Raw genomic sequence first — 12,277 nt, 5'->3', positions numbered from 1 at the left:
AATCTCAATGGCTTATGTAAAGTTTTATATTAAATTTTTTATTGTTTCTCAATCAAATCCAAAAACTGCTGTTCATCAAGAATTTCTATGGTTCCGATGTCTTGAGCTTTCTTTAATTTACTTCCTGCTTTTTCACCTACCACAAGGAAGTTCAGGTTTTTAGAAACTGCAGAAATATTTTTTCCGCCATGTTTTTCTACCATGTCTTCTGCAGATTCTCTTGTGAATAAAGATAATTTTCCGGTGAAAAGGAAAGTTTTCCCTTCAAGTACATTCGACAAAACTTCATTCGTATTTTCTCCTTTTTCAAGTTGGACACCATAAGATTTTAAACGTTCAAGCATCAAAATGTTTTCGGAATTTTTGAAGAAGTCAACAATGCTTACAGCGATTTTAGTTCCGATATCTTCAACCTGACAAAGCTCTTCTACAGTTGCTGCTTTTAAGTCATCAATCGTAGCGAAATTTTTAACCAGTTTTTTGGCAACCGTTTCTCCGACGTGCTTTATACCAATTCCATACAACACTTTTTCAAAAGGAATTTCTTTAGAATTTTCGATTCCGGTGATAATATTTTGAGCAGATTTTTCTGCCATTCTTTCTAATGGAAGAAGTTGTTCTTTCGTTAAAACATAAAAATCAGCAGGATTCTCGACTAACTTTTCTCTGTACAGTTGTTCTATAGTTTCACTTCCCAGATTATCTATGTTTAAAGCTTTTCTAGACACATAATGAATCATTCTTCCGACAACTTGCGGTGGACAATGAAGTTCATTCGGACAAAAATGAATGGCCTGGTCAACAATTTTCACCAACTCCGTTCCACATTCCGGACAGTTTGTAATGTATTCGATCTCTTTGCTTTCGGAAGTTCGTTTTTCAGTGTTTACGCCTACGATTTTAGGAATAATTTCACCTCCTTTTTCTACATATACGAAATCGTTTTCATGAAGATCTAGTTTTTTGATGATATCTTCATTATGTAAAGAAGCTCTTTTTACAATCGTTCCCGCCAATAAAACAGGCTTTAAGTTGGCGACAGGCGTAATAGCTCCGGTTCTTCCGACTTGGTAAGCAACACTTTTTAATTCGGTTTCTACTTTTTCAGCTTTAAATTTATAAGCCATGGCCCAACGTGGAGATTTTGCCGTATAGCCAAGCTGTCTTTGTTGGTGTAATGAGTTGACTTTTAAAACAATTCCGTCAATTTCAAAAGGAAGATTATGACGTTCCGTATCCCAGAAACTGATAAATTCTTTCACTTCATCTAGGGTAGCACAAAGTTTTGCCTGTTGTGAAGTTTTGAAACCCCATCCCTGAGCTTTTTGAAGCAGTTCCCAATGCGTTTCTGCAGGAACTTCTTCTGAAATATATTGATATAAAACAGAAGAAAGAGTACGTTTTCTTACTTCTGCGCTGTCTTGCATTTTTAAACTTCCACTCGCTGTATTTCGCGGATTCATAAAAGGATCTAAACCTTCTTCTTCACGAAGTTTATTAAGCTTATCGAAATTTTTTCTTGTTAAATAAATTTCTCCACGCATGAAAAACTGATTTGGAAAATCTCCTTTTAAGGTTAAAGGAATATCCGAAATCGTTCTAACATTTGCGGTGATCTCATCTCCTTGAAAACCATCTCCACGGGTTACCGCCTGAATGAGTTTTCCGTTTTCGTAAAGAATGGAAATAGAAGCACCGTCATATTTTAATTCAGCTACAAATTCTACAGGCTCATCAATGGTTTTAATGATTCTTTTTTCCCAATCTTCAAGATCATCAAAATCATAAGAATTGTCTAAAGAATACATTCTGAATTGATGCTGAATCGTTGGGAAGTTCTTAGTAATGCCTCCACCAACACGCATGGAAGGAGAGTTTACATCATTAAATTCCGGATACTGGGCTTCAAGATCCTGAAGCTCTTTTAATAATATATCAAATTCAAAATCTGTAATGGTAGCAGCGTCAAGCTGATAGTAATTATAATTATGCTGATGAAGCTCTTCACGAAGCTTTTCTATCTTTTGTTGAATGTTTTCAGGCATTGCTATTCTATCTTTTAAGCAAAAATAACTAAACTAATTGCATTTAAAAAAATAAGACAATTAAATATAGTGAGAAAGTTAATATCGCGTAACATATTCCAACAGATTGATTGTGTAGAGAATAAAATACATGTTTAAACTTAGTTAACATAATGTTCTAATTTAATTACAAAAATGTTAAAATTATGTTAAACACTAAGCCCTCAAAGTCAAGGTAGCTTTGCACAGCTAATTTGAAGATATGAAAAAAGTAAAGATTGTATTAGGGTTATTGTTTTTGAGTTTGGGAACTGTTGCATACGCACAGACCACACAGGCTTCTATTGTTGGAAAGGTTGTGAATAAAGGAAACAATGCTCAGGAGAAAGTAAAAGTGACCATTATCAATGAGTCCACAGGTTTCAAAACTGAAACCGAAACCAACTCAAAAGGAGAGTACATCTTTAAAGAAATTCCTCTTGGTGGACCTTACACAGTTATCGTAAATGATGAGAAAAAAGAGGGCTACACAGTAAATTTTGGTGATCAGGTAACGGTAAACGTAGACTTGGCAAACAAAGAGAAAAGCATTGAAGAGGTTGTCATCACAGGTAATCTGAAAAATAAGATTGGAAACTTAGGTGCTGCAACAGCCATTACCACTAAAAACATTGGGATATTGCCTGTAAACGGAAGGAACTTTGCCAATTTGGCTGAGCTTTCTCCTTTAAGTGGTAAAAACGGAAGTATTTCTGGTCAGTTGAGCTCTTCTACCAATTTTACGATTGATGGGATGACTGCGAAAAACCCTACTTCTGCAGGGGCTACAACGAGCCGAAGTGGTGCTCCGTTTTCCATTTCGATTGAAGCGGTTCGTGAATTCAAAGTGACCACCAACCAATATGATGTTACACTTGGAAGAAGTGGTGGTGGAACTGTAAGTGCGGTTACGAAATCCGGGACCAACAAATTTTCAGGAAGTGCTTGGGAATATTTGAGAACAAATTGGCTTTCGAGCAAATATGATATCAGAGGCAACAAAATTAATAATGATTTCTCAACGTCCCAGTTTGGTTTCTCTTTGGGTGGACCGGTCATCAAGAATAAATTGCATTTCTTCATGGCTTGGGATCATCAGTTAGACTCAAGGCCGTTACAGATTGCAGATATCAGATCTCATGAGGATGAACTTAGATTAAATACAACACAATCTACTTTAAATAAATTCTTAGATATTGCAAGAGCTAAATACGGAGTGGGGAATAGCCCTCAATTCGGAAGTTTCGATAAAGTAAGAAATTCTGATGCGGCATTTTTGCGTTTAGATTGGCAGATTAATGATAAAAACTTATTGACTTTAAGAAACAACTTTACTTACGATTTAAATAAAAACGGTTTAGTAGACAATACAGCAATTAATGCATTTGAGTCTTATGGGAATGATAAAAATTTAGATAACAGTTTGTTATTAACTTTAAGATCGAACCTAAGACCAAACATGACCAACGAATTAAAAGCCCAATATCTATACACTGCACAAGATAGTTACCAAAACAATGAATTAGGACATGCAGTTCCTAGAGCTGTCGTTGAAAATATTGTTTCAAATATTGATGGAAAAGATAGGGCAACAAATATCCAGATTGGAGGTCACCGTTTCGGGCAGGAAAGTTTTAGAAATAATGTGTTCCAGATTGTAGACAATTTATATTACAATACAGATAAGATTAAATATACTTTCGGAGCAGATTTAATGTATACGATGTCAAAATCTATTTATGGAAGTGAGGTGAACGGAAGATTTCAGTTCAGAGAAAATCCTGTAGTAAATGGAGGTGATAATTTGTATAATTTTAATAATCTTGTTGCTTACAGATTTTATAGAGAAGTTCCTTTGGTGGAAGATCCGTCTGTGAAATCAAATATTTATAATTTAGGAGTGTATGGACAAATTCAGACTAAAATTGCAAAAGGTTTGGATTTAATGGCTGGTTTAAGACTAGATTACGGAGGATATCCGAAAGCAGGATTTAACCAAAAATTATTTGATGAAATGGGAATCCGAACAGATAATCAAATTAAATCTTTTATCATTCAGCCAAGATTTCAGCTTGATTGGAATATGAATGAAGGGAATAAAGATTTCTTGAAATTTGGAGCGGGTATTTTTTCATCTGATATTAACAATTATATGATTATCAATAATTTGGTATTTGATGGAAGACATTTGGCAACGCTTGATGTAAATCCTTCGCAAATTGGTTTAACACCTGATTTTAACAGTTATAGAAATGATTACGGAACGGTTCCTACATTGTCTCAATATCAGCTTCCAACAATCAATTATACAGGAAAAGATGCAAAAATCCCAATCGTTTACAAAGCAAATATTTCTTATACACATTTCTTCAATGAAAGATTCAGAGCGGGAGTTGCAGCTTACATGGCTTTAGGTAGAAATAATTATTTCTATTATGACAGAAACATGGTGACCAATCCTTATTTTACTCTGGATAATGAAGGAGGAAGAGGAGTTTATGTTCCCGCTGCTTCAATTGCTGCCAATGGAACAATGAACTGGAAAGACGGAAGAATTAACAAAAATTTTGGTAGAGTTCTGGAGCTGGTAAGTGATGGAAAGGTTAACCAATTTTCATTTGTAGCAGATACAAGTTACCGTTACTGGAAAGATGGTGAAATTACGGCAAGTTATACTTGGGCAGATATAAAAGATAATACCTCATACAACGGGAACGTAGCCAATTCGGCAACATTGTCTACATTGGTTTCTGGTGATCCTAGAAATTTAAGAATGTCTTATTCTGATAATCAATTTAGAAATAAAGTGGTTATTTATGGTAACTCACCAACGATTGCAGGATTTACTTTAGGAATCAGATATGCGGGAATGGGCGGAACACGTTTCTCTGTGACTGCAGGTGGAAACGTAAACGGAGATTTTGTTGATTCTAATGATTTAGCATATATTTTCCCGAATCTTACTCAGACATTGATTGATAATCCAGAAGTAGGTCAGGCACTGAAAAACTACATTACCGATTACAATAATAAAATTGCAGAAAGAAATGGTGGAAAGAATAAATTTTATGGAGTTTGGGATGTTCGTGTAGCAAAGAAGATCAAGTTTGAAAAAATTGGTGCATTTGAACTTTCTGTTGATATTTTCAACGTGGCGAATTTACTTAACAAAGAATGGGGAGTTAATAAAGCATACAATAATATGTCTTTGTATAGAATCACAGGATTTGATCAGGTGACGAAGCAGCTTCAATATAGCTTAAACACGAGTGGTTTAGAACCATTATCTGGGAATCCATACCAAATTCAAATTGGAGCGAAGTATAGTTTCTAAATAGAATATACATAATGAATGGTCAATTTTACTTAGTGAGTTCATAGTCAATTATAAAAAACGGTTACTTTAAAAATTAATAACAAGTTCATTTACTATTGACCATTCATTTTTAAATTTAACATTACCTTTATCAGAGAGTTTCACAACTTATATATTAATTATCTAATTATATTATGAAAAATTTTATCTTAGGGTTAGCAGTTTTAAGCACAGTAGTAATGAAGGCACAAACCCAGATTATCGCGCACAGAGGTTATTGGCAGACGCAACCTCCGACAACGGAAAATTCAATTAAATCATTAGAAAATGCTCAGAATCTAAAAATTTATGGATCTGAGTTTGATGTGAGAATGACGAAAGACGGTGTTTTGGTTGTTAACCATGACGAGCATCACAGTAAATTGGAAATCTCTGAAACCAATTTTAAGGATTTAGAAAAAGAAAAATTATCAAACGGTGAAAACTTTCCTACGTTGAAAGATTATTTAAAACAAGGAAAGAAAGATAAATCGTTGAAATTAATTGTTGAGATTAAGCCTGATAAGACAAAGGAGAAAGAAGATGAATTGACGGCAAAAACAATCAAGATGATTAAGGATATGAAGCTTGAGTCTCAAAGTGAATTTATTTCTTTCAGCTTAAATATTTGCAAAGAGATCAAAAAAGCAGAACCTAAATTTATCGTTCAATATCTGAATGGAGAATTGTCACCCGAACAGATCAAAAAAGAAGGTTTAGATGGTCTTGATTATCATTACAGTATTTTCGATAAAAACCCAACTTGGATTTCAGAAGCAAAAGCATTAGGGTTAATCACCAATTCTTGGACGGTAAATGATGTTGCAGTATATGACAAATTAAAAGCTCAGGGAATCGGTTTTATCACCACAAATATTCCTGATCAATTAAAAAAGAAATAAAGAATTATCAAAACAGTATAACTTATCTTGCATTCAGCCTGTCTCTTTTATGAGGCAGGTTTTTTTTGTTTACTTATTATATCAAACTTGTTTAAAGTTTTTATTGAACCACAAAAGGTATACAAAAGCTATTCGCAGATTCTTAAACATTGTTTAATTGTTAGAAAGCAAAAGCGACTCAAAAGAATAATATTTCGACTCCGCTCAATATGCAAAGATTTTTAAAACTTATGTGACCTTATTAGCGATTTAATAATTAACTCAAAATACTAAAGTGTTAATCTTTTGTTTCTTTTGCGGTTAAATTTAAAATTGGTTTAAACAAACTTATCTTCTTATAGATATTACAAATGATCTATTTCAATTAAATCTACCTTCAATGAGCGCTGTAAGAATATGGTTTCGTAAATTTGCAGAACGAAAAAAGTACGACTAATATGAATATAAAAGGAAAAAATGCCATCGTAACAGGTGGAGGAAGAGGTCTTGGTAAAGCAGTTGCTTTAGCATTGGCAAATGAAGGAGTAAATGTTGGTATTACAGGAAGAAATGAGGAAAATCTTAAAATGACTGTTGAAGAGATCAAGAATCTTGGGGTCAATGCAGGATATGCAGTTTTCTCTGTTGATAACGAAATCCATGTAAAAGCAGGAATCGAATCTTTAGCAGAACAATTGGGCGGAGTAGATATTTTAATTAATAATGCAGGAATAGGAGACTTCGGTTCTATTGAAGAAATGCCTTCTGAAACTTGGGAGCAAGTGATTAAAACCAATCTTTTCGGAGTGTATTATGCGGCAAAAGCAGTTCATCCTTTTATGAAAGCAAAAGGAGAAGGAGATATCGTAAACGTTGCATCAACAGCAGGTTTAAAAGGCGGACCGAATATGTCTGCTTATGCAGCTTCTAAAGCAGCGGTTGTTTCTTTATCTCAGTCTATGATGGCGGAATGGAGAAAACAAAACATTCGTGTGATTACATTAACACCAAGTACAATTGCTTCTGATATGTCTATCCAAGGTGGATTAACAGACGGAAACCCGGACACTGTTCTTCAGCCGGAAGATTTCGCAGAATGGGTAAGAGATATTTTGAAAATGAACAGGAGAGCATTAATTGCTAATGGTTCTATTTTCTCTACAAATCCTTAATCGGTTTAAAATTTAAAAATATCAATAGGAGTGGGCTTTAGCCCACTTTTTTTGTACATAGAACATCTTGGCTTTAGCCAAAACTTAAGTATTAATTGTCTAGATCCTTCCAGGATGATAAAATGCTGTTAAAAGATTGGTATTCTTTGCTAAGTGAAACACCTTTGCGAACTTAAAAACATAAATCAATTTAAAAAAACTTGTGCTCTTTGCGTTAAAAAAAAACATTTCGACCTCCCTCAATGTGACATCTCTACTGCTAACTCATAAAATTGTGATGTTAATTCTTTATTTTTGCAACAAATTATTCACATGCAAAATTATTTAGAATTCGATTTCAAGATTTCTCCGCTTCAACCTTGGAGTGATATATTAATGGCAGAGCTTATTGAAATAGGTTTTGACAGTTTCACAGAAGAGTTGGAGGGTATTTTAGGATATATTCAGAAAGATTTATTTAAGGAAGAAGAGCTTACAGCATTACCGCTTTTCCAAAATGAAGACGTGAAAATTGAATACTCTTTCAAAGAAATGCCAAATATCAACTGGAACGAAGAATGGGAAAAGAATTTCTCTCCAATAAATATTGATGATAAAGTATTGATCAGAGCAGAATTCCACGAATCTGTTCCGGGAATGCATGAAATTATCATTCAGCCTAAAATGTCATTTGGAACAGGGCACCATCCAACTACGCATTTGATGATCCAACAGATGATGGATATTGATTTTAATGGTAAAAAGGTTTTGGATATGGGTTGCGGAACTTCGGTGTTGGCAATTTATGCAAAGCAACAAGGTGCAGGTGATACAAAAGCAATTGATATTGATGAATGGTCAGTAGAAAATTCAAAAGAAAACTCAGTAAGAAACGGTGTTGAATTAGATATCGAACAAGGTACTGCAGATAATTTAGGAAAAGAAAACTACGATATTATTTTAGCGAATATCAACCGTAATATTCTAATTTCTGACATTCCAACCTATGTTTCTGTAATGAATGAAGGTGGAAAATTATTGCTTTCAGGATTATGTTTCTTTGATGTAGATGATATTTTAGAAGTTTGTAAAGAAAACGGACTTGAATTGAAAAAGAAACTTCAAAGAGAAGAGTGGGTAAGTTTATTACTTGAGAAATAAAATGCGGCAAAATAGTAATACGAAATCTTTATTATCCGTTTTATTTTTATTCATCATTCAGATTTTTTCTGCGCAAGAAGAGGAAATGACCTATGCCAACGGAATTTTTCATTTTGAAGATAATAAAGCTCAGAAAATTTTCACAGATTGGACAAGAGTAAGGCAATCACCAAAGGTTGATGCTCAAATTGTGGATTCTTTGCCAACCAATCAACAGGTTTTGATCATTAAACAGGATGAAAATATTTTAAAGCTGGGAGAACGAAGATCAAATTGGTATAAAGTGTCTTATCAAAAAGATGATAAAACTTCAGAAGGGTATATTTGGGGAGGAAATCTTTGTGTAGGCTATAGAAATAAAAATGGCTACGATTTTCTTTTTGGCTTAACAAAAACAGTTAATAAAAAAGATAAACAGTATCCGAGTATCATCAATAGCCAAAATATCGCTGCCGTAAAAGTGTTGGAAGGAAATACCTTAATTGATGAGGTTTCTTTTGATACCGGATCGGGTGAAAGCTTAAGCTATGGAACATTCAACATAGAAAGCAATCATAAGCTGGAGAATGTTGAATTAACATTGAAAGCAATGGTTTCCGGTGAAGCATGCGGAATTGCTTCTTATGACCAATATATTCTTTTTAAAGACAAAAAATTGATTGTCCTTCCTCAATTAATGAACGTTGGTGATGCAGATATTTATTATCACTCCGAAGTATTTATTTTCCCAAATGATAAGGGAGGAATTCCAAATGCTTTCATTCTAAAAACGGAAGAAATGGAAAGAGATGATAAAGACAGAGAAAAGAAAAAACGATCTTCTAAAACGTATCTCTGGGACGGAAGTTCTTATAAGTTGAAGTAAAAAATTAAAATGATAAATTTGAAAACCACTGTGTATTTACGGTGGTTTTTTTATGATTTAAAATTGATATTCATAAGCCTTCCAAATAATAATAAGCTAATATAACAGAATTAGCTAGCTTGCTGGCGTGAACTTTAAAGAATATAAATATGCCATTAAAACAATCATCTGGATTTTCTTAAATTTATCAGTTTCAGATTCAAGTATTGATTCTGAAACTGAAATGTTATAAGCATTGGAAATTATAAACTACAATCTATACTTTATGAAAAACTTATACCTCCCTCTAAATAAATTGAAGTTTCTTTTTGTTATGATTTTTTTATTTATTGTAATATTTGATAAGGCACAAAATGTGCAGTTAAAGTCTTTTATTATAAATGATGGATTAAGAAAAGAAATTCTATTAATTAATCATTATATAAAGGACTTAAAACAAAAGAAGAAGATTTCAAAAGAGCCTGTTTTTGTTAGATTTGAGACAGGGGAAAGCCCTGATGGGGATTTTTTAAATGTAAGGTTTTTAGGGAATTATTACCGAAACCTTTCTAATGATGAGGAATTATATTATAAAGCTAATAATGATGTAATTTACATTTTTGATACTACTGCTTTAAATTATTTGAAAAATTACATTGATTTTTCATTAATAAAGAGCTATAATAACCTTCAGAATTATGGAGAACCAAAACGTGATATAGGAGGATTCATTGTCGAGATGGGTGAATTGAGTTTTGATATTTCATGCGATAAATTCTACTTAAATTTAGTTACGGGTATGCCGAATATTGATTTGTATTACAAAATTAAGTTTTCTGTAATCAGAGGAAGTATTTTTTATGATACTGATAGCTGGTAATGATATTTCTCTCATGGCAACGTTGTGAAATATTTTAATTAAATTGTTCATATAAATTCTCTTGGAATTTTAATAGATGATTTAATCCTTTAAAAGAGCTAAGATTCTGTAGATCTATTTCGTAAACTATTTCTTGGGTCTTGTCATTAACGATAACTATTTTCTTTTCATAAGGCAGATCTTTATATCCCTCTAAAATAATTTGCCAATATGAATTTTTATCATCAAAAACTCTTCTGATTTTTGTTGAAGGATAATTATATTTATCCGCAATTTGGGCTATTTGATAATAAGACATTCTATAAAATTTCTCATGATTTATATGTTTTAATATTTTGCCTGTTTCATCATAAATATACCAGTCTCCTGCAGGAAAACTTCCGTTCGAGTTGGAGTTATATTGTCTTACGATATGAATTTTTTGGGTAGGATAAAAATCAATGACTGTATGTATGACTTGTTCAAAATATCCAGATTCAAAATATTTGTTCTCTCTTGGAACAAAGCTGTCATCATTTAATTTCGTCACAATATTTATAAGTTTATAATGCTTAAACGTATATTTCTCAATATAAAATGGGTCTTTTCGTAAGCTTAATTCTAGATCTTCTAAGCTGTTTTGAGGAAGTTGGATAGAATATTTTCCTATTCTTTTTACATTCATTGCAATGTCTTCCTTTATGGAGTCATTTGAGTTACGGTAATGAATATTATTTATACTTATTTCAATAATATCATTTTTCATCTCAACTAATTCAGATAATTGAGGAATTCTAATATTATTTATATCGGGTATTTTAATTTTATTATACTTTTTAAAGGCTGTTTCTTTTTTCTGTGCAATACAATTCGTAAGTATTATAGAAAGTACAATTATTAATATTTTTCTCATTTTTTCTTATGATATTTAAGGCAAGAGAAATATGAATTTCCTTTTGCAAATGTAAAATAATCCTTCAGGGAATATACATCACAATTTATGAATACAACAATTAGATAGTTATGTATCATTCATGTTTCAATACTAAAAATTAAAATTATATCGTTTTATAATACCTTGAAGATGGATTTATCTTCTGAAAATAATGCTATCTATAATTGGAATGATAATTACAAAGTTTTAGAAATAGCTTTAAATTTGTAATATAATGACATTTATACTAAAGTCGAAGTATGATAATCTGTATAAAATTTATACGAAGAAATTAGATAGAGAAAACAGAAGTTTAATGGCAAGAAATGAAAAGTTATATAGACATTAATAATTTTCACCTCGGAAAATATGTAAGCCAAGAGTATCTAGATAAATATTCTAGTACATGGTTTTTCTTTGATAAAGAAGATATTCTGGAAAGCAAGAATATATTTGATTCCCATAAAAAAGTTTATTCTTTTTTATGGGAATATTCTGATGATAATTATTCTATTAAGATTGATGAATGGAAAAGAGCTTTTAAAAGAAATAATATTCAAATTCCATCAGATATTAATTTATACACAAGGGACTGTTTATTTCCTAGAAGAAAAATTTATTTAGATATAATTGAAACTGACCTTACATTAAGTGATGAATTATTTAAAAATGTCAATATACATAATTGTGGAAAACATTTAGCTCAACTTATTGTTAAGGAAAATGTGAATTTTTCAGATTTAAACTTTAATTTTCTTGATAGGATTGATTCCAAAGATAGATTTATAGAATTTATAAAAATATTGGATTTAGAAGATGTTTGTTCAATTGTTTTAAACGGCTATCACCACAGAGGAGAATTAATAAAAATAATTATTCATAGAAAAAGTAATGATATAGTTAATCAAAGTGATATGCTATTATTAGATATTTTTGAAAATACTTATGTTTCAAAAGCCTTTAGCTGGGAATCAGAATAGATTTATTTTGATTAAATTATGAAAATCCACTTCAATCTTATATTGAGGC

At 31.9% G+C, this 12,277-nt stretch carries 9 protein-coding genes; 7 read left to right on the top strand and 2 right to left on the bottom strand.

The genetic code is table 11. The features are described 5' to 3' along the window. Positions 1-38 precede the first annotated feature (38 nt). Positions 39-2,045: an NAD-dependent DNA ligase LigA gene (gene ligA / locus BUB80_RS03255; RefSeq protein WP_073290901.1), complete on the bottom strand. Its 2,007-nt coding sequence runs from the start codon at positions 2,043-2,045 to the stop codon at positions 39-41. Positions 2,046-2,286: 241 nt separating this feature from the next. Here ligA and BUB80_RS03250 point away from each other — a divergent pair, with 241 nt between their 5' ends. The 6 genes from BUB80_RS03250 to BUB80_RS03225 all read left to right on the top strand — a co-directional run bounded on the left by BUB80_RS03250 (position 2,287) and on the right by BUB80_RS03225 (position 10,335). Further along, a complete protein-coding gene (locus BUB80_RS03250; protein WP_073290899.1) occupies positions 2,287-5,397 on the top strand; it encodes a TonB-dependent receptor in 3,111 nt (1,036 codons plus the stop codon). A gap of 176 nt (positions 5,398-5,573) precedes the next feature. After that, positions 5,574-6,320: a glycerophosphodiester phosphodiesterase family protein gene (locus BUB80_RS03245; RefSeq protein WP_073290897.1), complete on the top strand. Its 747-nt coding sequence runs from the start codon at positions 5,574-5,576 to the stop codon at positions 6,318-6,320. 437 nt (positions 6,321-6,757) lie between these two features. Beyond that, positions 6,758-7,471 carry a 3-ketoacyl-ACP reductase gene (locus tag BUB80_RS03240; protein ID WP_073290896.1) on the top strand — a complete coding sequence of 238 codons (714 nt, stop codon included), beginning with the start codon at positions 6,758-6,760 and terminating at the stop codon, positions 7,469-7,471. A 312-nt stretch (positions 7,472-7,783) separates the two neighbouring features. Next, positions 7,784-8,611: a 50S ribosomal protein L11 methyltransferase gene (gene prmA, locus BUB80_RS03235; protein ID WP_073290894.1), complete on the top strand. Its 828-nt coding sequence runs from the start codon at positions 7,784-7,786 to the stop codon at positions 8,609-8,611. 1 nt (position 8,612) lies between these two features. Continuing rightward, a complete protein-coding gene (locus tag BUB80_RS03230) occupies positions 8,613-9,476 on the top strand; it encodes an SH3 domain-containing protein (RefSeq protein WP_073290893.1) in 864 nt (287 codons plus the stop codon). Positions 9,477-9,741: 265 nt separating this feature from the next. Further along, positions 9,742-10,335: a hypothetical protein gene (locus BUB80_RS03225; RefSeq protein ID WP_139262507.1), complete on the top strand. Its 594-nt coding sequence runs from the start codon at positions 9,742-9,744 to the stop codon at positions 10,333-10,335. Positions 10,336-10,369: 34 nt separating this feature from the next. Here the strand turns inward: BUB80_RS03225 and BUB80_RS03220 are convergent, their stop codons facing one another. After that, positions 10,370-11,227: a hypothetical protein gene (locus tag BUB80_RS03220; protein ID WP_073290890.1), complete on the bottom strand. Its 858-nt coding sequence runs from the start codon at positions 11,225-11,227 to the stop codon at positions 10,370-10,372. Positions 11,228-11,574: 347 nt separating this feature from the next. Between BUB80_RS03220 and BUB80_RS03215 the strand changes: the two genes are divergently transcribed. Next, positions 11,575-12,228, top strand: coding sequence for a hypothetical protein (locus tag BUB80_RS03215; RefSeq protein ID WP_073290888.1), 654 nt, complete (start codon positions 11,575-11,577; stop codon positions 12,226-12,228). Positions 12,229-12,277: the final 49 nt, after the last annotated feature.

Source organism: Chryseobacterium polytrichastri, assembly GCF_900142445.1.
Lineage (GTDB): Bacteria > Bacteroidota > Bacteroidia > Flavobacteriales > Weeksellaceae > Chryseobacterium > Chryseobacterium polytrichastri.
This window is presented reverse-complemented; position numbering and strand designations above follow the sequence as displayed.

Coding starts and splice junctions, on each gene's coding strand:
- BUB80_RS03230 (WP_073290893.1), top strand. CDS start 8,613: ATGCGGCAAAATAGTAATACGAAATCTTTATTATCCGTTTTATTTTTA.
- BUB80_RS03215 (WP_073290888.1), top strand. CDS start 11,575: ATGAAAAGTTATATAGACATTAATAATTTTCACCTCGGAAAATATGTA.
- BUB80_RS03240 (WP_073290896.1), top strand. CDS start 6,758: ATGAATATAAAAGGAAAAAATGCCATCGTAACAGGTGGAGGAAGAGGT.
- BUB80_RS03245 (WP_073290897.1), top strand. CDS start 5,574: ATGAAAAATTTTATCTTAGGGTTAGCAGTTTTAAGCACAGTAGTAATG.
- BUB80_RS03250 (WP_073290899.1), top strand. CDS start 2,287: ATGAAAAAAGTAAAGATTGTATTAGGGTTATTGTTTTTGAGTTTGGGA.
- prmA (WP_073290894.1), top strand. CDS start 7,784: ATGCAAAATTATTTAGAATTCGATTTCAAGATTTCTCCGCTTCAACCT.
- BUB80_RS03220 (WP_073290890.1), bottom strand. CDS start 11,227: ATGAGAAAAATATTAATAATTGTACTTTCTATAATACTTACGAATTGT.
- ligA (WP_073290901.1), bottom strand. CDS start 2,045: ATGCCTGAAAACATTCAACAAAAGATAGAAAAGCTTCGTGAAGAGCTT.
- BUB80_RS03225 (WP_139262507.1), top strand. CDS start 9,742: ATGAAAAACTTATACCTCCCTCTAAATAAATTGAAGTTTCTTTTTGTT.